Annotated in this window: 24 protein-coding genes; 16 read left to right on the top strand and 8 right to left on the bottom strand. The window is 59.6% G+C overall.

Translation table 11 applies throughout. From position 1 onward, the window contains the following. Positions 1-270 precede the first annotated feature (270 nt). Together B0G69_RS39305 and B0G69_RS39300 are read right to left on the bottom strand one after the other, a co-directional pair. A complete protein-coding gene (locus B0G69_RS39305; RefSeq protein WP_121325401.1) occupies positions 271-597 on the bottom strand; it encodes an H-NS family nucleoid-associated regulatory protein in 327 nt (108 codons plus the stop codon). 103 nt (positions 598-700) lie between these two features. Beyond that, a complete protein-coding gene (locus tag B0G69_RS39300) occupies positions 701-1165 on the bottom strand; it encodes a hypothetical protein (RefSeq protein WP_121325400.1) in 465 nt (154 codons plus the stop codon). A 256-nt stretch (positions 1166-1421) separates the two neighbouring features. On the opposite strand from B0G69_RS39300, the gene B0G69_RS39295 reads away from it, so the two are divergent. The 13 genes from B0G69_RS39295 (at position 1422) to B0G69_RS39235 (ending at position 14911) form a co-directional block, all read left to right on the top strand. Next, positions 1422-2471, top strand: a complete 1050-nt coding sequence (locus B0G69_RS39295; protein ID WP_121325399.1) for an ATPase, T2SS/T4P/T4SS family — start codon at positions 1422-1424, stop codon at positions 2469-2471. Positions 2472-2488: 17 nt separating this feature from the next. Then, a complete protein-coding gene (locus B0G69_RS39290) occupies positions 2489-2869 on the top strand; it encodes a TrbC/VirB2 family protein (RefSeq protein WP_121325398.1) in 381 nt (126 codons plus the stop codon). Next, the gene (locus B0G69_RS39285; RefSeq protein WP_121325397.1) at positions 2862-3173 is read left to right on the top strand and encodes a VirB3 family type IV secretion system protein; all 312 of its coding nucleotides are present in this window, start codon (positions 2862-2864) and stop codon (positions 3171-3173) included. The genes B0G69_RS39290 and B0G69_RS39285 overlap by 8 nt, the downstream gene beginning before the upstream one ends. Next, complete coding sequence (locus B0G69_RS39280) at positions 3167-5626, top strand: VirB4 family type IV secretion system protein (protein ID WP_121325396.1); 2460 nt, start codon at positions 3167-3169, stop codon at positions 5624-5626. The genes B0G69_RS39285 and B0G69_RS39280 overlap by 7 nt, the downstream gene beginning before the upstream one ends. Before the next feature lie 21 nt (positions 5627-5647). After that, positions 5648-6382 carry a type VI secretion protein gene (locus tag B0G69_RS39275; protein ID WP_121325395.1) on the top strand — a complete coding sequence of 245 codons (735 nt, stop codon included), beginning with the start codon at positions 5648-5650 and terminating at the stop codon, positions 6380-6382. An 18-nt stretch (positions 6383-6400) separates the two neighbouring features. Continuing rightward, the gene (locus B0G69_RS39270; RefSeq protein WP_241991746.1) at positions 6401-7414 is read left to right on the top strand and encodes a type IV secretion system protein; all 1014 of its coding nucleotides are present in this window, start codon (positions 6401-6403) and stop codon (positions 7412-7414) included. Continuing rightward, positions 7411-8802, top strand: a complete 1392-nt coding sequence (locus tag B0G69_RS39265) for a TraI domain-containing protein (protein ID WP_121325394.1) — start codon at positions 7411-7413, stop codon at positions 8800-8802. Before B0G69_RS39270 ends, B0G69_RS39265 begins: the two co-directional genes overlap by 4 nt. Beyond that, positions 8802-10673 carry a conjugative transfer system coupling protein TraD gene (gene traD / locus B0G69_RS39260; RefSeq protein ID WP_121325645.1) on the top strand — a complete coding sequence of 624 codons (1872 nt, stop codon included), beginning with the start codon at positions 8802-8804 and terminating at the stop codon, positions 10671-10673. The genes B0G69_RS39265 and traD overlap by 1 nt, the downstream gene beginning before the upstream one ends. Positions 10674-10683: 10 nt before the next feature. Beyond that, positions 10684-11202, top strand: coding sequence for a hypothetical protein (locus B0G69_RS39255; protein ID WP_121325393.1), 519 nt, complete (start codon positions 10684-10686; stop codon positions 11200-11202). Further along, positions 11159-11443, top strand: a complete 285-nt coding sequence (locus B0G69_RS39250; RefSeq protein ID WP_121325392.1) for a hypothetical protein — start codon at positions 11159-11161, stop codon at positions 11441-11443. The genes B0G69_RS39255 and B0G69_RS39250 overlap by 44 nt, the downstream gene beginning before the upstream one ends. After that, positions 11433-12038 carry a DUF4400 domain-containing protein gene (locus B0G69_RS39245; protein ID WP_121325391.1) on the top strand — a complete coding sequence of 202 codons (606 nt, stop codon included), beginning with the start codon at positions 11433-11435 and terminating at the stop codon, positions 12036-12038. Before B0G69_RS39250 ends, B0G69_RS39245 begins: the two co-directional genes overlap by 11 nt. A gap of 300 nt (positions 12039-12338) precedes the next feature. Further along, complete coding sequence (locus tag B0G69_RS39240; RefSeq protein WP_121325390.1) at positions 12339-13205, top strand: ATPase; 867 nt, start codon at positions 12339-12341, stop codon at positions 13203-13205. A gap of 14 nt (positions 13206-13219) precedes the next feature. Continuing rightward, on the top strand, positions 13220-14911 hold the full coding sequence (locus B0G69_RS39235; protein WP_121325389.1) for an ATP-dependent helicase: 1692 nt from the start codon (positions 13220-13222) through the stop codon (positions 14909-14911). Positions 14912-15244: 333 nt separating this feature from the next. On the opposite strand, the gene B0G69_RS39230 is transcribed toward B0G69_RS39235, so the two are convergent. From B0G69_RS39230 to B0G69_RS39210, 5 genes are all read right to left on the bottom strand, one after another. Continuing rightward, positions 15245-16002 (bottom strand): IS5 family transposase gene (locus B0G69_RS39230; protein WP_121325388.1). Its coding sequence is split into 2 segments (ribosomal slippage): positions 15245-15687 and positions 15687-16002, totalling 759 coding nucleotides; the frame shifts between segments, so codons are not numbered across the junction. A 25-nt stretch (positions 16003-16027) separates the two neighbouring features. Beyond that, positions 16028-16639 carry a hypothetical protein gene (locus B0G69_RS39225; RefSeq protein ID WP_121325387.1) on the bottom strand — a complete coding sequence of 204 codons (612 nt, stop codon included), beginning with the start codon at positions 16637-16639 and terminating at the stop codon, positions 16028-16030. An 82-nt stretch (positions 16640-16721) separates the two neighbouring features. Further along, positions 16722-17114 (bottom strand): polymer-forming cytoskeletal protein, encoded by a 393-nt coding sequence (locus B0G69_RS39220; protein WP_121325386.1) that lies wholly within the window; start codon positions 17112-17114, stop codon positions 16722-16724. 14 nt (positions 17115-17128) lie between these two features. After that, complete coding sequence (locus B0G69_RS39215; protein WP_121325385.1) at positions 17129-17974, bottom strand: hypothetical protein; 846 nt, start codon at positions 17972-17974, stop codon at positions 17129-17131. 93 nt (positions 17975-18067) lie between these two features. Next, positions 18068-18670, bottom strand: coding sequence for a DUF1845 domain-containing protein (locus tag B0G69_RS39210; RefSeq protein ID WP_121325384.1), 603 nt, complete (start codon positions 18668-18670; stop codon positions 18068-18070). A 628-nt stretch (positions 18671-19298) separates the two neighbouring features. Here B0G69_RS39210 and B0G69_RS43060 point away from each other — a divergent pair. From B0G69_RS43060 to B0G69_RS39195, 3 genes are all read left to right on the top strand, one after another. Further along, positions 19299-19565: a hypothetical protein gene (locus tag B0G69_RS43060; protein WP_121325383.1), complete on the top strand. Its 267-nt coding sequence runs from the start codon at positions 19299-19301 to the stop codon at positions 19563-19565. Further along, a complete protein-coding gene (locus B0G69_RS39200; RefSeq protein ID WP_121325382.1) occupies positions 19562-21022 on the top strand; it encodes a hypothetical protein in 1461 nt (486 codons plus the stop codon). The genes B0G69_RS43060 and B0G69_RS39200 overlap by 4 nt, the downstream gene beginning before the upstream one ends. Positions 21023-21199: 177 nt before the next feature. Beyond that, a complete protein-coding gene (locus B0G69_RS39195) occupies positions 21200-21685 on the top strand; it encodes an NADAR family protein (RefSeq protein ID WP_121325381.1) in 486 nt (161 codons plus the stop codon). Here the strand turns inward: B0G69_RS39195 and B0G69_RS42630 are convergent, their stop codons facing one another. Then, positions 21686-21922 (bottom strand): hypothetical protein, encoded by a 237-nt coding sequence (locus tag B0G69_RS42630; protein ID WP_241991770.1) that lies wholly within the window; start codon positions 21920-21922, stop codon positions 21686-21688. Positions 21923-21975: the final 53 nt, after the last annotated feature.

The raw sequence follows: 21975 nt of genomic DNA, 5'->3' as shown, positions 1-21975 counted from the left end.
CTACGCACATTTTCTAATCGAATCAGCGATTTGAAGTATGGCTTGGCTGATATTGCGGTTTGAAATCTGTAGAAAGCAACCTGATCCGGCTCAGGTTCCTATTGCAAAAATCGCAAGGAAGGCGCCGTTTTCGATCGGGCCGGGCGCGATATTTGCAGAATGAGGGTCAATTTGCCGACCCATGTACTTGCAGTCTTAACAAAGTCTCGTTGCGAAGGCGATGCATTGCCGCAAGGATTTTTGTTGATGTTTTACAGAAAAGCTCGCATTTCACAATCGGTCGAATAGGTCGAGCTGCCGAGGGTCTCTCCTGGTGCCATCAACGCGCACATTCGCCGACTCACGCGCAGGAGGCTGTTCGACCCGAAAGAACTCTGGATCGACGCCCGCGTTCTGAGCCGCGCGCAGCCAATGCGGGTGGTCGCCAAGTCCGTTCCATTCATTGCCCCTCGCATCGCGATAGAGCGGCGGGTGGTCGAGGTCATGCTGAATAGAGTCAGCGAGCGCTTGAATAGTGATGCCAAATTCTTCCATCCGGCGGCGGATCCAGATGATCAACCGGTCGCGGGCTTCGCCGTCAACAATTCTTCCCTTCATGAACCAGCAGTTTTCTCGTAGATGTGGTGTTGTGAGATATAGCGGCAGGGTGGCTCCGAACTTCGTCGCCGTTGCCGACGCCCCGGGGCGTTAGGTTCGACGGTTATGCGCGCTTGCGCGCTGCCTCGCCGAACGATTCTCCCGCGCGAAAGCGGTCAAGCCGGTCACTCGCATCAGCGACGGCAGCGAGTGGAGCGCGGCGCAACTGGTAGTCGTAGGTCGAGACAATGGCCGCAAACTGCTCGAACCCGTCTTCGTGCAGCGACCACACGCCATGGTCCCGGCCGCGATCAAACGCGTCCGTGATCACGTTCTCCGCATCGCGCATCTGCTCGAATGTCGCTTCGCCGTATCCAGCCTCGGCAAGCAGACCCGTCAGTATCATTGCCTGACAGAGCGTTTGGGCGGCGTTCACGTTGCCCATCGTGAGGCGCATTGCGTCAAGCGCGATATGGACCTGCAGGGCAAGCCGATCGGCTTCGTGCCGGGGCATGGGCAACAGCAGGGTCTTCTTTTGCCGTGCGCGCGCCGCATTGGCGCCGCGGGCGAACGGAATCGGTCTGGTCATCGGGGTGTATGCATCGTGTAAAGCGTCGCGGCAGAATCCCACACCACAGCAGGTAGGGTGCCGGTTCCCGGAAAGCTAACGTTTTTTCTGTAGCTTTCCGCGTTATCAGCCTGATCCGGATCACGCGACCCGATAGGGCGTAGCAAGGTTGCTTTACATATTCAGACAGTCCCGCCTATCAGGTACCGGCGAAAGCTCCTCGATTTGATCGTTCTTTCGGTCTGCTACAGGACGGCCCAGACTTAAAAATAGCAGCATGTCTGAAGCTACCGAAAATCCCCTGCTCAAGGTGCGCCCGCTCGAAGAGAGTGCGGTGCAGATGTTCTTTGCGTCCGTCGCTCCGCTGCGTGAATTCTTCGAAGCCAACGACGTTGCCGAAATCATGGTGAACAATTTCGACAACATCTGGGTCGAGCGGCGCGGGGAAATGCATCGCCTTGATCTGACGCTGAACCAGGCGACGCTGAACGGCGCAATTCTTTCGCTTGCCGCATCTGTCGAAAAATCAGCGAAGGCGGGCACCGCACAGGGCATCATCAATGCTGGTCACAAGGGGCTGCGTATCGCGGCCGTGATGCGTCCCACCGCGATTGACGGGCACGCAATGTCGATCCGCAAGCACAGCGACAAGCAACTGAGTCTGCCCGATTACGTCGCCATGGGCGCCTTCGCCCGCGTGAACGCACGACACGAGCACAACGACGAGAAGCTGTTTTACCCAGGCATCGAAAACGAAGGTCTGATGGCCGCGGTCAGCGAACTGATTGTCCGGCGCAAAAACGTGCTGGTCGCAGGCGGCACATCAACGGGTAAGACGACATTCCTGAACGCGCTCGCCGCGCAGGTGCCACAGGATCAGCGCGTCATCACGATCGAAGACACGATGGAGCTGAAGCTGCGCGTGCCCAATCTCGTGCGCTTCCTGTCGAACCCGGACAAGGGTGTCACAACACAGGCGCTCGTCGCGTTGTGTCTGCGCTTCCGGCCCGACCGGATCATCGTAGGTGAAGTGCGTAGCGGCGAGGCGTTCGACTTCATCCAGGCACTGAGTACCGGCCACGACGGGGGTCTGGGCTCGATTCACTCCAACGACGCGCGTGGCGGTCTGAGCCGTCTTGAAAGCCTCGCGATGCTGGGCATTCCTCCCGGCAGCCGATGGGACCTTGCCGACATGCGCAAGGCCATCGCCGACTGCTTCCACTACGTCATCCATCTGCGCCGCACCGGCGAGTTGCGGCACGTTTCCGAGATCGTCGAGATCAAGGGGTTCAAGGATGGGGACTATGTCCTCAACCGCGTTTTTTAATTTACAGGAGCTGTTCCATGAAGAAGTCCCTCAAGTCGGTGAAGTCGCGTCTGCGAGCCCTGTCGGTCGCAGCGTATCAACGCTTTCTGAGCCGTCGCGAGATCCGCTCGACCATCGTCGCCGCCAGCCTTGCGTTTTTCACGCCGTTCGCGTCGGCTGTGAGCCTGAGCGATCTGGGCGCGGCAAGCGACGTCATCTGTCTGATCCAGGCATACATCAGCGGACCATGGTTGTACGGCATCGGCATCGTGCTGATCATCGTTGGCGCGGTCGCAATCGCCAGTTCGGAAAGCACGATCGGCAAGCTGATCTCGTCGGTGCTGGTCGGCCTCGGTCTAGCTGCGTGCGCGGTGAACATCGTGAAGAACCACCTCGGCATCTCGTACACCTGTGCGTAACCAGACCAAAGTCAGCCGGGGCTTGTCGCTTCCGCGCCAGATGGGGGGTGCGGATCGCGGGCTGGCCATCGCAAACGGAACGCTTACGTTGCTGCTCTGCTATTCGAGCATGACGCTGGCGTTTCTCGCCGTGGGTATCGTCATCCACTGGGTGTTGCGCTGGAAAAGCAGCCGCGACCCGTGGTGGCGCGACGTCATGCTCGTATACAACCACTATCCCGACCTGCACGAGCCGCTGCCGTCCGCGAAGTTTTCCGCGCGATTCAAGCGGCCTTACGGTTTCGATCAGGATCTTCCATGCTGAAAAGAATTGTGCGCCGGCCGGTGCAGGAAATTGCACCGTGGGCAACCATGGTCACGCCCGAACTCGTCCTCGACAAGGACGGGTCGCTGCTGACCTGCTTTACGTTTGAAGGGGTCGATGCCGACTCGCCCAACGCCGACGACATCTCGTCGATGCGCACGAATCTGGACAACGCGTGCAAGAATTTTGATCATCGGATCACGGCGTGGTGGCGGCTTTCCCATCGACGCGTGCGCGGTGCGATTGACGGTGAGTTCACTGCGGACATCGACGCGTACGTGGACAAGATCAACCGCAATCACGTAAGCAGCGGAAAGTTCTTCCGCAATACCCACTCGCTCTCGCTCGCCTACACGCCGGAAACAGGCATCAACAAGGTGTTCGACAAGGTCGCCTACCATATGACGGTGGGCGGCAAGTCGATGATGTCGGCGCTTGTCGAGACGGCGAAAGACACGTTCTTCGCCCGTAGTGCGTTTGTCTTCGATCTGGAGCGCATGACGTCCGACATCAAGCGTTTCGAGTCGATTCTCGATGCGTTCAAGGGTGGCATCACGCGTCTGAAGGCAAAGCGGCTGGAATTGCAGATCGCACTCGCGTACCTGCATCAGACGGCCAATCCGTCCGTGCCGCCACGTCGCGTACGCTACCCGGTCACGATGCTCGATACGCACCTGACGGAAAGCACAGTCGTCTACGGTGCCGAACACCTGATGTTCGAGTCGGCGCACGGCGTGCGATACGCCAAGATCGTGGCCGTCAAGGAATGGATGGGTTTCCAGGAAGCGGCGCTCGACGTGCTGTCGGAAGTTGACGCAGAACTCGATATCTGCGTGATGTTCCGCTTTCTGGACACCAGCAAGGCAAAGCAGTACATCGACAAGATTCGCAGCTTCTACAAGATCGCAGCGTTCAATCCGTGGGCGATTATCAAAGGGTTTTTCGCCAAGGAAGAGCAGAAGAACGAGAAGGGCCGCATGATGCTTGCGGACGAAGCGGAAGAAGCGCTCGCGAAAATCACGGCAGAGGGACAGCAGTACGGATTCGCCAACGTGTCGGTCATCGTCTACGGCAATACCGCAGAAGAGTGCGACGACGCGACGAGCGAAGTGGTCGGCAAGATCGGCAATGCCGGTTTCGGGGTAGTTCTCGAGCGCGACAATCTTGCGGCCGCGTGGAACACCACGCTCCCAGGTCGCTGGGACAAGCAGAAGCGGCTGCAGTTCGTTGAAACGCCTGCGGTGTCGGATATCGCGCCCGTGCGCAGCGTAGCCGAGGGCAGTACCGTAAACGACTGGTTGACGCAACAGTCCGGCCAGAAGACCGGGCCGCTGACCATGCTCCCGACGCGCCACAAGACGCTGCAGCGTGTGAACCTGCATCGGCCCGGCGGCGCTTCGCACCTGCTGGTGCTCGGGCCGATCGGCATGGGCAAGTCGATCATGCTCAACTTCCTCATGTCACAGACGGGCCGCCACTGCGCCCGGCGCGTGCGCTTCGACAAGGACCGCTCGACACGCATCCCGACCGTGCTGGCCGGTGGTCGCTTCATCGATGCGACGGGACGTTTCGAGGCGGCGACGTCAGTCAATCCGCTTTCCCTCCTGAGCGACAAAAAGCATTTCCCCTATGTCGCCGAATGGGTGCAGATGGCGATCGAAGATGATTCGTTTCGTTGCAGCAAGGCAAACGAGCGGGAGATTTTCGAGGCCGTCGTCACGCTCGGCGAAGGCTACGGTCCGGAGTTCTGGACGCTCTCGTTCCTGAACACGATTCTTCCGGCCGAGCTACGGGAGCGTCTCGCGGTCTGGACAAAGGGCGAGAAAAACGGTCGGTTCTTCGATCACGTCGACGACGCCTTCACGCTGTCCGACGACATCTCCATCGAGATGGGCGACCTGTTCAACAACTTCCCGGTGGCCGCCGCCCTCTTTATGGATTACGCCTTCTACCGGATCGCGCAGTGGCTTGACGGCAAGCGCTACACGGTGATCGAAGTCGAGGAGGCGGGGTTCTTTTTCCAGAATGAACGCTTCTACAGGCGGCTGGAGATCTGGGCAGTGACCATCCGGAAGCTGAACGCTACCTTGATGATGGCGACGCAATCGCTCGCGCAGGTCGCGCGAATTGCGGACTTCGAAGTGCTGAAGGAAAACATCCCGAACATCATCTATCTGCCAAACCCGGATGCGAAAAACAACCTGCATCTGTACCGCGACAAGTTCGGCCTCACGCTCGACCAGATCGACATGATTGCGCAAGCTGCGCCAAACCGCGACTACCTGTGGGTAACGCCGTCCCAGACACGCATGCTTCAGGCGAACTTCCCGAAGGAAACGCTCGCGGTGCTGCGCTCGGACGGTCGCGCGCAGGCGGTGCTCGACAAGCACTTCACCTCGGGCTCTGCTAACTGGCGGGAAGGGTATCTCGCCGAAATGATGACACTCGACTGATCTCCAACGGGAATATCCAACATGAAAAAGATTCTGGCACGCCTTGCCCTGACCGCCGGCGTGACGTTCTTCGCGTCGCAAGCCGCACACGCGCAATTGACGGTCATTGACCCGACAAACCTGATCCAGAACACGATCACGGCGCTCAAAGCCGTGAAGACCGAGGTCTACCAGGACAGCAACATCGCCTACCAGTACCAGATGATGGCCAACCAGTTGCTTCAGGCTACCAACCTGGATCCGACCGCCATGAAGGCACAGTACGACCAGATTACCGGGGATATCACCAAGTACAAGCAACTCGCCGACAACGCGGCGAGCCTCTATGGGGATCTGCAGAACGGCAACCAGTGGCTGTCGCATGTACAGACCATGATCACGCGCTCTGGCAAATCGAACGCGCAGTGGTTCGCGGATATGGGAACGCTCTACAACCAGCGAGACAGCCAGGCCACACAGTTGATGCAGACCGGGAACAACGTGCTTCAACATGTGCAGGCGCTTGCGCAACGGCGTCAGGATCTGCAGTCACAGATGTCACTCACCCCGACCGCGCAGGCCACGGCAGAACTCACGACGCATTACCTTGACATCGTGTCGAGCCAGATGAGCGACCTGCTGCAGATGACCGCGGGTAAGGCGCAGAAGGACGCACAGCAGCAGTCGGTTGACAACGCGGAAGACAAAAGCCGGTCAGCGAACGCAAAAGCATTCCTGGACCAGCAGGCGGCCGAACGTGCGGCTTATGGCAATTGATGGATCCCCGAGTCAATCATGATGCTTCATAAGCTGAAGAGTCTGCTCGCCGTTTCCCTGTTGGCACTGACCTCGATCATCGCGTCGCCGGCGTTCGCTGACACTTCTGCGCCAGCGGGTGCGAGTGGAACGGCCGCTAATCCCTACGTGAGCGCGGGCGAGACGGCAGCGGGCAATGCCCGGGCGATCGACAAGATCACGGCGCTGTTTTCGTCGGTCATGGATACGGCTGTCGCCGCCTCCCAGAGTATTCAGAAAGAATCCGACAAATTCGCCAGTGGGCTTGCGGTTATCACCGTCGTCCTCGCGGCCGTGCGGTTTGCCGCGACGAAAGACCCTGTAATGGCATGGGTCGCGCTGTTCGAAGAACTCGGGATTCTCGGCATTTTCGCGTCGATCTACGTTGGGTTCGCGAGCTGGGCACCGAACTTCTACAAGTGGTTCGTCTCCATGGCCAACGATATCGGGGGCGCTAACATGACCAGCGCGCTCAGCATCATGGGTAACGCTGCAGGACAGGTTTTCGATTCCGCTGTACAGGCGTGGTCCGGGATAGGCTTCCACCTGACCATGATCCCCGACATCGTTATCGCGACGATTCCACTGTTTCTGGCGTGGGCGCTGCTGTCCGTGACGTCCATCATCTTTGTGTTCTTCATCAATATCGGGCAGTTGCAGTTCGCCGCCGGTGTTGTGATGGGCCAGATCGCTTTCGCCCTGGGCTTCTCTTCGTTCACGCGCGGTTACTTCAAGACGTGGCTGGACTACATGGTAAGCGCGGGCATGTATATCGTGGTCGCTGCGATCCTGATGCGTCTAGTTACTCATAGCATGGTGGACGCGGTTCACGATGCTGCCGCACTGGGTCTGACTACGTCTGGCGCTGCCGCCCAGGTGTTTGACCTCGCATTCTTCGTCTTTCTTGTTTCCTTCGAGATTCCCAAGATCGCAGGCATGTTTGGCGGCGGTGCAAACGCGAGCGGCGCGGTCATTGGGAAGATCGCGAAGACAGCGACGGCGGGAGTGGTATGACGCTGCACGCATCCACGACGAGCGATGCGCTGATGACACAGCATCAGCGACGCGTCGATCTTATTGCGCAATGCGCCAACGAAGTGAGCAAAGGCGAGTTCTCGCGGAAATGGATGACCGTGCTGGACTCGTGCGCGGCGTGGTTTTCCTCGTTGCCGCTCAGCCCCGACCTCTATCGTGAGCCAGGCGGTGCCTTCCGTTGCACCGTGGAAACTGCTTTCTATTCCATGCGTCTGGCGGGTGGCCAGAAGTTCGGTACCAATCTGCCATCCGAGCAACGCCGGCGCATCGAGCCGCAATACAACTACGCAGTCTTCCTCGCTGCTGTCTGTTCCCGGCTCGACGAGCCGTTCCGATATTTCGTGATCGAACGTGACAAGGATCAGCAGGCCTGGAATCCGTCAGTTCATGGCGCGGTGGGGCCGTGGCTGGGCGGTTCTGCATATCGCGTTTCACGCCGGGCGCAACCGCTTGCGGTCGAGCGGATGCGCACGGGCATGCTGGCGCAGGTTCTCGTTGGTTCTGGCCTCCTTTCCGAGCTCGATGGCGAGGTGCAATCGGACCTGTTTGGAGCGATCAACCCGAACATGCAGCCTCTGGGAGCGGAATCGCTCCTCCATAAGGTTGTGCGCCAAGGGGTGAGCACCGCTGACGAATTTGACCGCAAGGCGCAACGCGCCGTGTTCGCGCCAGTTCAGTTCGACGTGCCATCGGCCGTTCATGTGGCTGCCGAGCTGGCGCCTGTGGTTGCCGTTGCGCCCGTCCCGGATCAGCCCGCCCCATCGCCAGCGCCAGCGCCATCGGCTGCTACCGTCGAGCAGTCGGCACAGGCCGGTGCTTCATCAACCGCGGCGGCGCCGCAGTCGGTCAGTGACCCGGCCCATGCGCCAGTGAGCCCGGTAAGCGTTCCGGCCGCTCCGGTCGGAACCACGGCCCAACCGCTCCCTGAGCCTTCGGCAGGCAGCGTGAAGGCGTCGCCGCAACCATTGCACGAGGCGCTGGGGATCTCGCCGGCTACGGCAACGGCGCAGTCACCGCCGTCGCAGCCTGCCGTCGATCCGTCCGCGATGAAATCCCCTTCCCAGCCGACTGCCGATCGTCGCGATTCAGCACCGCCCGCGGCATTTGATGAGGTGCTCAAGGGAGTACCAAATCTTGTGCGCGAACTGTTTCAGGCATTGCGCGAGGACGTCGCAGCGGGGAAAGCATCGGTCCAATGGAGTGACCAGGGCCTCGTCTTGCCCAAGCGACTCGTCGGGGGCTACGGCGTTAGCAGCAGCACGCTCGTTGAGCACATGCGCAAGCGCAGCCTGATGGTTGCCGACGAAGCGGGCCAAATCACGCTTACGCCGCGCGCTGGCCAACTTATTCTGGATCGCCCGGCATGATTAGTCCCTATATCAATCATTTCCGTCCTATATACGAGCTTCGCGCGGCGGTCTTCTGGCTCGCTGCGATTGTCATGCTGCCGCTCTCAGGCATGCCCTACGCCTGGATTTTTGCACTCGTCGGACTCGCATTCCTTCTGGCGCGGTCGTTCCAGATCTGGCGCGCGCTGAAATTTCGCATGGCCATTTCCACGAAGTGGCTGACGACCTTGCCAATTCCCAAGCTCTTGCAGATCCAGAAGCGCATGCGTGAGGAGGCGAATTCGATGTACCTCGGCATCGGGTTCGAATGGACGCAGAAGCACTGCCAGATTGCCCACGACATCCTGCGCATGCCAACGACGGATATCCCGGGCTTGCCGAAATGGCTCAACAAGACCAAGACGGGCCGCAAGATTGAGGACGCGATCGAGGGCTTGTTCGCGCCCAAGGACAGCATCCGTGATCGCATGCCACAGGGCGCGTCATGGATTCACGGCCTGGAGCCGAAGAAAGGCCTGGTGCCTTTCCATTACAAGTCGATGGGAGGGCACACGGCGGTAGGCGGTACGACGGGCTCGGGCAAGACGCGCACCTATGAAGTCATCTCGACGCAGGTCATTCACCTGGGCGACGTGCTGATCAACGTCGATCCGAAAAACGACAAGGACTGGAAGCTGCGTGCGGAAAAGGAAGCTGCTCGCACCGGCCGGAAATTCCTGTATTTCAATCAGGCGAAGCCGTCGGAGTCTGTGCGACTCGAGCCGCTCGACAGTTGGTCGCAGCCATCCGAAATCCCCGCGCGGATCGCCCAGTTGATGGAAGAGGGGCCGTTCCGGGATTTTGCCTACCTGTTCATCAGCCGCTCGGTGAACGGCGAACTGTACATCGGTGACAAGCCGAATTTGCGCTCGATCCTGAAGTACGCGCAGGGTGGTATCGCCCCATTGCTCGAAAAGGCGCTGCGGCGATTTTTCGTGGAAAAGGGGCTGACGGACTGGGAACAGCAAGTTGCCACAGAGGCAACCCGTCAAAGTCAGCGCAACAATGCAGCGACGCTGGTCGACGGCATGATAGGGCTGTACAGCGCACGATTCGCTTCGCAGGAGCAAGGTCACGAAGCGATCGACGGCCTGATTGCGACCCACACGCATGACCGGGAGCACTACATGCGGATTATCGCGTCCGCGCTGCCGTTGCTTCAGATGCTGGCGACGGGCGAGACGGGTCTCATGCTCGCGCCGAAGGTCGATGACTTCGATGATGAGCGCGAAGTGTGGACCATCGAGAAGGTGATCCGCCAGAAAGCGATTCTGCATATTGGTCTTGATTCGCTATCTAACAGCATTGTGGCCAAGGCTATAGCGTCAATGCTGCTGGCCGACGTGTCGGCCGTGTGCGGATCGATCTATAACTTCTACGAGACGCCGCCCGACGTGGTGCTGATCATCGACGAGGTGGCAGAAGCAATCAACGAGCAGGTAATTCAGATCCTTAACAAGGGGCGTGGTGCTGGCTTCAAGGCATTTGTTGCGTTCCAGACGCGCGCCGACCTTGAAGCGAAGCTCGGAAACGCCGCAAAAATGCTGCAGGTTTTGGGCAATCTGAATAATCAGATCATCCTTAGACTCGAAGATACCGATACGGCGCAATGGTTCTCGGACAAGGTCGGAGAGACTGCGATTCGCAACATCACTATCACTGGTAGTACGAGTACGGGAACCGAAGCGCATATTGGAGAATTTACCGGTGGTGTTTCGCGTTCGCTTCAACTGGAGAAAGCTCCGCTGATTCCAACCCGCCTGATTCACAGTCTGCCCAACCTGCAATATTTCATGCGCATTTCGGGCGCCGCCGTGTACCAGGGCCGCATTCCAATCCTTCAAGGCTGAAAACCTACGCATGTCTGCCGTATTCAAAAAAATTATTCGCGAACACAAGCTGTCATCCCGCCTGATTCCCGTCTTCACGCTGGCGCCGGAGCTTGAGCTTGCCTGCGCGCGCGTGGCCGACTTCATCGGGGAAAAGTTCATGGGCGAGGGCGAGCCGCTCGTCAAGGAGATGCTTGACACCGCAATCGCGGAGTTCAAGCGCACGCGGAAGACGGGCAATCCGCACATTGCATTCATGCAGGGTCTGTTCAGCCACGCGCATCGGCTCTATGCGCGGCGCTACATTGCCCGCGATGGAGAGCGGTACCACGTGTGGCCAACCATGCTCGAACCCGTCACCGCGTTCGAGGCGCGACACACGGGCCTCACGACCGAAATGGTCGAAGAGCGCTGCCCCGAAGTCGTCACGAAGCGCTCCGTGGCTTTCCAACTGGCCGCGCGTGCACTAACGGGCGAAAACTTCCGTCTCTACTTCGAGGACTACGATGTCGCTCACACCTTTCCTGATAGCGAAGCTGTCGAGGGTTGATCTGGATCTGGCGCAACGTGCGCTATCAACGGCGCGCGCGCAGGACGTGATGGATGAATCGCGTCCCGCCGAGTTCACGCGCGGCGCCGGTGCGAGGGCATACGGCATGGCGCTATTCATTTCGCGTCGCCCCGCTCACTTTTACCTGGGCATGTTTGGTCTGATCCTCTTCCCGTTGTACATGATGTCGCGGCTGTTGCCCGTGCTGATCGAATGGGGAGCGCACGCCTATGGCCGGTAGTCGCTTCGCTTCCCACGTCAAATGGTGGTTTTTTCTCGTGCCGCTGCTGGCGCTCTTCGTCATGCCCGCGTTTCCGGACAGGTCGCTATTCTCGGTGCCGCCCGAAGAAGTGGACTCGGTACAGGCCGTCGTTGGGGCCAAACGTGCTGAAGAGGTGGTCACGCTGACCAATACGCGGTTTCGTCGCTGGTTCGTGGACTCTGGCATTATCCGCGCAACACTCGATGCGTCAGGTTCGGGCGAAATCGGTGAGGCGGGCGTCTCGGAGTTCGCACACGGCTGGGTGCACAACTTCTGGCTTGAGGTCTATCGCATCATCTATCGCGCGAGTGTGATGAAGCTCTGGCTAATCGGAACCTTGGTCTTCTGTGTTGCGGCGTTCGTTGACGGCTCCGTGAGGCGCAAGATCAAGGCGTCCGCTGCGGGCTTCGCCAGCCCACTCTCGTTCCACCTTGCCGGACACGGCATCCTGCTCGTGTTCGGGGTCGCATTCGCGGTTCTGGCTGCCCCCATCCCTGTTCTCGCCCAATACTGGATAGCAGTCGCGGCGATTCTAGGTGCCCTGCTCTGGAAGGCATCGTCCTCATTCCAGTAACAAATCTCCCGGAAAGCTGCGGCAAACCACGTAGCTTTCCGGGTTGGGACCGTGAGCCGGATCACGTCTCTCTCCCGAATTCTTCCGCATCCGGTATCCGCTTCTTCCGCTCCCCAGGATGCGCCGCGTACGACTCGGTCGGCGCAGCGCGCGCTTTCGTCCGCCCATATCAGATCCGATCCACGTTTGCCGCAAAAGCAGATTGAAATCGACCATGTTTCGGATACATCTCACTTCGCGGCGTCGTAACAATAAGGTCGTACCGCGCGCGTTGGCGCGCGCTTTCCACAGGGACCCACTATGACCACCATCACGGAAGAGACGAACCTCGAGGCTGCCAGCAATCCTGCGACAGCCCACTCCAATACGGCCATCGACGCTACCACGGCTACTCCCGTGACAGGGCAGGCGACGACGGACGGCGCCGACGGTGGCGAGATCGAGCTCGAATTGCAGCAGATGGAAGATGCCGCGAACACCCTCCAGAAGGAAGGGATGATCAGCGAGGCAGAAGCCACTGAAAAGCGTGAACAGGTCGCACGTACACGCAAGATGTTCCGTGAACTGTCGCCGGCGGAACGCGCAGCGATCGTGCAGCGCCGCCGCGAGATCGGTCGCGAACTGATGAACCGCCAGCTGTCGGGGGCAGCCGTCGTCCAGGCCGCTGTTCGCCTGAATCACACGCGTCTGAAGCCGCTGTTCGAACAGTGGTGGCCTTACCTGAACCGGATGAGCATCAACATGCAGCGCTTCGGCCGCTCGACCTTCGGCGCGGAGGATCAGGGACTCGTAACGGCATTCTTCGAAAAGCAGGTCGGCGACCTGGAAGCCTATGTTGAAGAGCAGCTGAGCGTCGCGCAGGGTTTTCGCGAAAAGACAGAGGTGCGCCTGCGCGAGCAGGGGGACATCGTGTTTGCGCCAAGCGTCACCAAGCCGTCGCTGGAAATTGATGTCGAGGCCTACTCGCGCTTCTCGATGCGGCTTCTATCGCTCCTGATGAAGTTCGATAAGGTGATGGACCATTTCGATTTTCTCGTCTGGAACGGCGTGCGCGACCAGTCCGACGTCGACGAGGAAACGACGCGATTCCTCCGCAAGTTCCACCCGATCGGCGTGCGGGGCTATATGACCCATCTGCGCCTGATGACCACGGTGCGCGGCCGCTAACGGGACCTATCACCATGCTCGAGGGGCTCAATCCGCAGCAGCGTGAGGTCGCAGAACAACGCCGGCACTGCGTTGCGATCGCATGCCCCGGCGCGGGCAAGACGAAGACCATCGCGGCAAAGGCGGCGCTGCTTCTGTCAAACCCCGATGCGCTCGTCGGCGCCGTGACGTTCAGCAAAGACGCGGCCGTCGAGTTGCGCGACCGCATTCTTGCGCTTGCCGGAGACGGTGCAAAAAAGCGCCTGATTGCGGGGACGTTTCACTCGCTCGCGTTCAAACAGCTTGGGAAACGGGATATCGCGTCCGACGGCGATCGCATGGGGCTCGTCGCACGGGTGATCGCCGAACTTGGATTGAACTGGAAGCCCGAAGAGGTGGTGCCCGTCATTGAGCGCATCAAGACCAATTTCGGCCGTGTCGAGGCGGGTACTGCTGACGCCCAGATATATGCGGCCTATCAGGAAGCGCTCGAGCGCAACGGCAAGATCGACTTTCAGGACATGCTTCGTCTTGCAGTCGCCGGCATGGAACAGGGCGACATGGCTCCGTACCGGTTCACCGATCTGCTTGTTGATGAGTTCCAGGATACGGACCCGTTGCAGTATCGATGGGTCGAACTGCATGCGAAAGCGGGTGCGCAGGTCACCGTCGTTGGCGATGACGACCAGAGCATCTATGGGTTCCGCGCCGCGCTCGGCTTCAGGGGAATGGAGAGCTTTGCTGACACGTTCAACGCGCAACGCGTGGTGCTGGGCATGAACTACCGGTGCTACGACGAAATTCTCTCGGCGGCTGACAGGGTGATTCGTAACAACGCCGATCGCGTTCCAAAAATCCTGCGTGCGGACAGGGGCTCTGGTGGCACTGTCGCGACGAAACGGTCCGACGACGAGTATGCGGACGCGGTAGCCGCCGTTGAGACATTGCACCCGCTCCTGACGGTAGGCAAGTCCTGCGCGATCCTCGCCCGCACCAACCGGATTCTTGACCCGATCGAAGCCGTATGTCGCTCGCACGGCGTCCCGTACTTCCGCGCCTCCGGCAGTTCCGTCCTGAACGGGCCGCAAGGCGCGCTGATGTGCAATCTGCTACAGGTCGCGGAGGAGCGCAAACAGAACGGCCTGGATGCGGTCCTCGGCTACATGGGGATGAGTACACCGCTGCTGGGCGCGTTGCATCGCGACATGGGCCCAGTACTCATACAGCGCCTGAAGAAGGATCTCGTCGCGATCGGTCTACCCGAAGATACCGCAACGGTGTACCGGAGTTTCATGAAGCGACTGTCGGAGTGGCAGGAGATGTGCGAGCGGCGCTTTTACTCGCTCGTGCTTGACGGCGTGCTTGAGTTGATGATGACGTATGCGAAGGGCGATCAGGCGATCCGCGCAATTCAGGGAACCTATGATGTTCTGTCGCGATTGAGCGGGACCTTTGCAGAGCGCATCGAATATCTGAAACGGGACAACAACAAGCCAACGGACGGTGCGCTGGTGCTCACGACCATGCACAGTTCCAAGGGGCTCGAATGGGACCACGTGTGGATCTCGCGGGCTGAGGAAGGGGTCATTCCTGACGAGAAGAGTACCGAGTCCGAAGAGCGTCGTCTGTTCTACGTCGCCATGACCCGCGCGCGGGACACACTCACTATCGCTACCATCAAAAAGAACCCTGTTTCGCGGTTCCTCATCGAATCGGCCATTGCGTAGTTCGGGACGTCGACGACCGTCCGCGCTGTGATCGCTCGGCCCGACGACATCCCCGGCTCCGGATGCAACAGACGGCGAATTCCTCTTTTGCGATATGCGAATCGCCGCTTGGCACAGCGGCGATTTCGCGTTCCTCGCTCAGTATTCGAACGCTGGCGACGAGAAGTGCTCAGGCCGTGCGCGCGGTGCGGTCGCTGTTCCCCGCTGAGGCAGGACCCGCACGCACCACACCAACTTCCCCCCGCGCAACGGTGCCGGCGATGCGGCGAAGTCGCTCGTCGACCGCTAGCCGGAAGACATTCTTAATGGGAAAGTTGCTAGGGCGTGTTCACACTATTTGAGCCCATCGACAATGAGGGCGAAATTGATGAAGGCGAGGAACATCACGTCCAGCTTGTCGAATCGGGAGAAGATGCGGCGAAAGCCTTTGAGGCGGCGAAACAGGCGTTCCACTTCGTTTCTGCGCTTGTACATTTCGCGATCATATTCCCACGGTTCAAGCCGGTTGCTTTTGGGTGGAACAACCGGAATGAATCCCAGGTCGAGCGCCAGTTGTCGTGTTTCGTCGCCTTCATACGCCTTGTCCATCAGCAGATGCAGTGGCCGATTGGGCGAGCCGAGTCTTTGCAACAGGGCGCGCCCCTCTGGCGCATCGCCTGCGTGGCCGGGAGACAGGGAGAACGTTATGGCTGTTCGAGCATCCGCGGCAACCATATGAATCTTGGTGGTCCATCCACCTCGGGACTTTCCGATTGCTTGAGGTCCGTTTTTTTTAATGCACCGGTGCCATCAGGATGAACCTTTATCATCGTGCTATCCAGCGAGACCGCTTCGATCCTGATGCGAATGACCTGCTCACGCTGCAATTCAGTGAACACACGATCCAGCACGCCATTCCTGGACCAGCGGTTCATTCGTGTGTAGATCGTGTGCCACCGACCAAAACGTTTGGGCAGTCCACGCCATTTGCAACCGTGCTCGGCCACATAAAGAATCGCATTCAGCACCTGCAGGTTTGTCAGGCTTACATTGCCGCGCTGTCGCGGCAGGCAATGCTCGATCCGCTGATATTGGGTTTCGGTGATTTCCATCACCGAAGTATACGATCAAATGCGATTAGTGTGAACACGCCATAGTGAAAAAGAGCATAGCGCCGATCGCCACCATGAAGAATGTGGCCGACAGGGTAATAACCGTCGATCCCAGCTGGGCGAACAATGGCGCCGTCGACGCGATCGTGGGTGCTGCCGCGATGATCCGGTACAACGGCGTGAGGTTTTGGATGACGCTTTCCGGTGCAACGGCGGTGGCAATAACCAGCCACCAGAATAGCAGTACCGGAATCGCAACCGTACTTGCCGCCATACACACGACGAGGAATCGCGAAACTGCAACGAACTGGCCAACATAGTTACGCGGATCGAGCATCGACTGGATACGCATTTCGATGTAGTCCGGCTCTGAGACTGACCCCGCCACCACGCCATTGATGATGATATGGCAGTCCGTTGACCGGGTGGACCGCGCAAAGTCCGATCGCAGTCGACTCAGTTTCTGGCGCCGTGCATACTCAAGCGCAAACGCGATGAGCGCGGCGATGCCTGCGGCCTGAATTGGCGTATCGCCGCAGGTGGCCAAGGTCAGCACCGCGAATGCCAACGCGAAGACGGCTGAAACGAGGGCTGCTGAGCCCCAAAACTGACTACGGATTCGGAGATTGTTCACCATGCACCTCGCGATTGAGAATCGGTGTGGTAGGGGTTGAGTGTTTTCATCAACTGTTTTTCCGGATTAATTGTGAGATGTAGCGTCAGGTGGTGCCGGCGGCCGCACGTGAGAGCTGCTGGACGTTGCTTGGGCTTTCGATGGTCAGGTCGCTTTTGCGTTTGATCTGGCCTTCGAGCGAGGCGCGCGGGCCCAGGCGGATCGTCCCGTAGTAGTAGACGTTGCCTTTTACGCGACCGTTGATTTCCAGGACACCGCGAGCATGTACATCGCCTTCGACGGTGCCATCGACGCGAACATGCTCGCCTTCTACCTGACCTTTCACCATGCCGCCCTGTCCGATGTGCAGGAGACCGGCATTCGAAACGACGTTGCCGTCAACGATTCCGAAGCAGCTGATGCCGTGATCGAGAATGACGTTGCCGTGAATGGAAAGGCCCGGCGACAGGAGGGTGACGTTAAGCGGTTGGGGCTTCATCGGTTAGAGCCTCGTCAAAAAAGTTGCACGTCGCCCGACTTGCCGGGCTGTGCTTTGGGTTGTGCGGGAGGGTTGGGTTCAGGCGACCCTTCGTTGCTGGCCGACGCCGCCGCGTGACGCGTGACGTGGTGCAAGGGGTGCAATGCTGGACGTGTTTCGACCTTTGCTGCGTCCTGTGCTGGTGCAGTCACAGCAGCCTTGGGCTGAGCCGGCGCGGGTTGCGCACCGCGAGCGATCGGGGCTGCCATAGATAAGGGCTGAGACGGCTGAGACGGCGGCGTTGGGGGCGCAGCGGGGGGCGGCGTAATCGGCGTCGACTGGCGCTGTACGCGGATCGGAGACGCAGCGGCGACACTCTGTTCAGCAGGTCGCGCTACCGACCCCGCGCGCTCCAATGCCGGCGCGGATGTCGCCGCGGAGAGCGCATGTGTGTCGACGTCCGAGAGGGCGGAACGAACCATCGGCCGGCTCGGGTCAAGATCGCTTGACGTGAGCGGGTGCGCCGGGGTGAAGTTGATCGGCATGTCGGCGTTAGCCTCACTTGCTGAAACGGAAGCCTGTTTTGCCGCACCGGGTGCGGCGACGACCGCTGAAGTCGCTACCGTCTCGTGCATTGCATGCCAGATTCGCGCGCCGCTCATCCCGCCCGTTGCCGCCACCGCTGCAATGGCGAGCGCGATGAGTGTCGGTTTTCCAACGTTGCGGACGCCCGCAACAAGTTCGACGGCGCGATTGCGAGGCTTCGCTCCACGTTCGGGCGCTGGCAGGGCCGGCATGGCCGCCGTATGACTCGCGATATCAATGATGACCGGCTGCGCGGTGTACTGCGCGTGCAGTGCCTGAATTTCCCTGAGGTCCATAGTCTCTCCTTTGACAGTTCGAGCTTACCCACCACGCGGCGTTGTCAAGTCGAGTGGGTGCGGAACTGCGTGGTCACTGAGAAAGGCGGAGCATTATTGCTCGCGTCGCTCGCCGTCGAAGTCGTACTGATCGTTGTCCGGCATGCAGATCTGTACGATCTGCTTCAGTCGGCGTTCAGCGTTATTAAGGATGCCCGCACGATCTTCGCCGGTTATCTTGCCGGTCAGGACGCGTTCGGTCGCGCGCGCATAGACGCGGTCGTATTGCGTCAGACACCGGACGAGCAATCCCGCCAGCGGCCGGGTAATCGTCAGTTCGATCAAGTCGTGCGGCAACTCAATGGGGCGAACCTGATGACGCAGCAACCATTTTTCGGTCTTGCACAGCCACTCGGACGTTTCACGCAACGCCGATTCGAGCGCGCGCACCTTGCCGCCACGCGCGACCGCAATCTTCGCTGCACAGAAGTTGTAGTCAGAGCGGATGTAGTTCCGTGCAAACTGCGAGGAATAGCTCAGAACGGTTTTCGCGTCCGAATCTGGATTGATCCGCGCGAGTCGCGAATCGCTCGTGAGGCGGTCAATGGGCTTCAGTCCACTACCGGACGCAGCGGTAGCGGACTCATCGGGTTGCGGGGCGACGCGCGGCGCTGGACGCGGGTCCGGCTCCGGTGTCTGTTCAAGAACGGCGGCCATGGGATTTTTTCGGGTGGTCTCTCTCACGGCCATTTTGCGCGCGCACGTCAGACGAATTGCGGCCAAAAGCTGCACTGTTTTCGTGATCTTTCCAGTGTGCGCATCGCGAGTTTTGCGCAATACTGACTCTACTTTCTGCGTCCCTGACGCATCGACCTGACCCCGGCCAGCCCGGAGTCCATCTTCTGTACAAGCCGTGCCTTGAGCATGCTCCGACCAGTTGGCTACTGGTGTGGAATCCTCTTCTGATGAGCGCCTCGCCCGCGCTCCCCATTCATTCAGTCATAAAACTCGTCTCTGGCCGCATTCATTTGCGCCGAGGCATCGTTCGGACCCGGACATCGGGTGTTCTCTCTCCAGAGCCCGTCTGGGTAGAACGATCGAAGTCGACTGAACCGTGATCCTGCGGCGGAATGCTTTTTTCCGAAAATGGGCTGTTGCGCAGCGTGACCATGCTGCGCGAGGGCGACTTACGCCCTCGTATATGAGCCCTCGGCTCCCTGAGCGCCACGACCCCGGAAGGGTTGTGGCGCTCAGGTCATTTTTTATCGAATCCCAAAGACGCGTTCCTCACACGAGGAGCGCGTTTTTTTTCGTCCGTTGTTTTCTGTCCCATAGGAGGTCTTACTTGCTTCCAGACCGTCTTGATGAGCGCATTGCCGAAGCGATCAACCACACAATTGCCGAGGAGCGCGCAACTGTAGATACCGCATCGGCAGCATGGCGGGCGCGTTGCGAGGTCGCCCAGGTCGCGAAGTACAGCGATCCGGATCGCCGCGTTTTTCTTTCCCACATAGCCGAGCGCCGCGGAGACGCGGCAGCACACGAACTGGAGCAGTCAGCCAGCGAGTTGCGCACCACGGCCATCTTTTTTCTAGCGAGAAAACTCTCATGAATGCCGTAGTCAATCTCGTCAATGGCCCTGCTCGCAGCGTCGTTGAGGAACGGGCTTTGCGCCCGCCCGTTATCGGACACATCCGCCCTGGTATCAAGGCGCTCACGGCCAAAGCCCGCAGTAACAGCCAGGCCGTCGGCATCTATAACGATATGGTCGCGAGCGGCCATCCGTTCGATGCGATAGCCAAAGTGATCGAATCGAAGTGCAATCTTAAAAATGCGCTCGTGCCGAAGAACACTGCGTATTTCACGTGCCGACGCTCGGACTTCAATAATCCGGACGTGGCCGACGAAATCCTGCGGCTCTATGGCGAGGACCGCGGTGACGGCGTGAAGCTCTACCGGTTTCCGGTACTGTTCGCGTTCAATGACTGGATGCAGAACCTGCCGAACCAGATGACCGTATACGGCACAAATGGTCGGAAGTTCTTCTCACAGTACGAGCGCGATGGAATCCGCTATTGCATGACATATGCAAAGATCGAGCGCGATGCGCGTGCGCAACGTGCGGTCCGGCACTTCGGCGGACGCACCGTCATCCGTCGTCAGGATGAGGCGATTCCGGACGGCATTTGCGATCCGGAACAGTGCCCGCAGTATCAGGCGCGACACTGCAATCTGTCTGCGAGTTTCGTTTTCGCGGTGCCAGACATCAAGGGACTCGGACTGATCGAACTGCCGACGAACTCGATCTACGTGCTGCAGAAGGCCTACTCGGCGATGCAGACCGTGCAGCTTGCGCGGGGCAAACTGACAGGCACGCGCTTCTGGATCACCAAACGTGAGTTTGAAATCACGCGTATCAACGAGAACGGCGAGGCAGTGCGGGTCAGCCAGATGCTCACCGTACTCGATGCAGACATCGATATCGGTGCGTTGCTCAACGCTGCCGATGACGCGCCCTCAGCGCTGGAAGCAGCGAGCCGGGCGGTTGCGCTGATCGAAGCAGGCGGCAATGTCGTGCGGCTCGGCGGCGAAGTCGATGCAGCGATCGGTAACGCGGTCGCTGAAGGTGCTGTGATGGACGCGTCTGTCAACCCGGGAACGGGTGCAGGTGTCGACATGACGGAAGCTGGTGGAACCGAACCTGCGACGGCAAACGAAGCCATGGCGGCGAGCGTCACCACCGCTTCGACGGCAGGTACAGGCACTATCGCTGCCACCGGTCCGCTGTTGCAACACGTGCTTGCCGCACAGCCGGCGACCGCCGGATCGACGGAAACGCTTGCAGACAAGCGCGACCGGATGTCCGACCTGCTGCAGCGGCTTGGCCTGAGCGCGGAGGATCGCAAACAGGACTTCCGCATCTACGCCCATACGAAGTACGGGCGCGGCTGGAGTGATCGCGAGCAGGACGTCGACCAGATGAACGAGCGACTCGTGCAGGCACTGACCGACCGCGAGGCGTTCGATCGCGAGATCGTCGCAGCCCGACAGCCGACGTTTCTCGACTGATATCTGACGCTACTTCAATCCTTTGCCAGCCCTTCGGGGCTGGTTTCCTTCCTGTTTCGATTGCGAGAACATTTCAGCAAGCCCGCGTTTGCTCAAATGCTTTCGACCGCGCTACTGCGCATCGAAGAGAGCCCGCCCCGGCGGCCCATTTTCTGTCTGGTTTCAAGGAGTCGTCCTGTGCGCAAGATCGGCAATTTCACCGCGTTTTTTGGCGCGGACGATGTTTTCAGTAACTGGCATCCGTGCCAGTTCACCTATCGCGATGTTGACTTCACGAGCGTTGAGCAGTTCATGATGTTCGCTAAAGCGAAGCTGTTCAACGACGAGGAATCGGCTGGAAAGATTCTGGCGACTCACGATCCGATGACGCAGAAGATGATTGGCCGCAAGGTGGCCGGATTCGATCTGCAAGTCTGGAAAGCGAAGCGCGAGTCAATTGTCTTCGTGGGGTGCCGCGAGAAGTTCGCGCAGAACCCGGGGCTCAGGTCGATTCTGCTCGCGACGGCACCCACCGAGCTCGTCGAAGCCAGCCCCTACGATCTGATCTGGGGCATTGGCCTGGGCGAGCGCGATCCACGGCTGACTGACCGGTCGCAATGGCGCGGACAGAACCTGCTCGTCATCACGCTGATGCGGGTTCGCGATGCGCTCGCAATGAACTGATCATCCTTTCTTCACACCCTCCCGGGTGTTCATCCATGAGGCTGCCTTCGGGCGGCCTTTGTGCTTTTTACGGAGGCGAATTTGAAACTCGCTCATTTTTCTGACCTGCATTACGCGCCGGACAATCTGGCCGAATCGGAACGCTGCTTCAGCTTTGCGGTTGGCGACGCGATCGCGAGCGGCGCACAGGTGGGTGTTATTTCCGGCGATTCGACCGATCATCGGCTCGACGCTCATGCACCGTCCCTGCACGCGCTTGCTACCCAGGTGCACCGGCTCGCTAACGCGAT

Origin of the sequence: Paraburkholderia sp. RAU2J (genome assembly GCF_003634845.1) — a bacterium.
In the GTDB taxonomy this organism is placed as follows: Bacteria; Pseudomonadota; Gammaproteobacteria; order Burkholderiales; family Burkholderiaceae; genus Paraburkholderia; species Paraburkholderia fynbosensis.
This window is presented reverse-complemented; position numbering and strand designations above follow the sequence as displayed.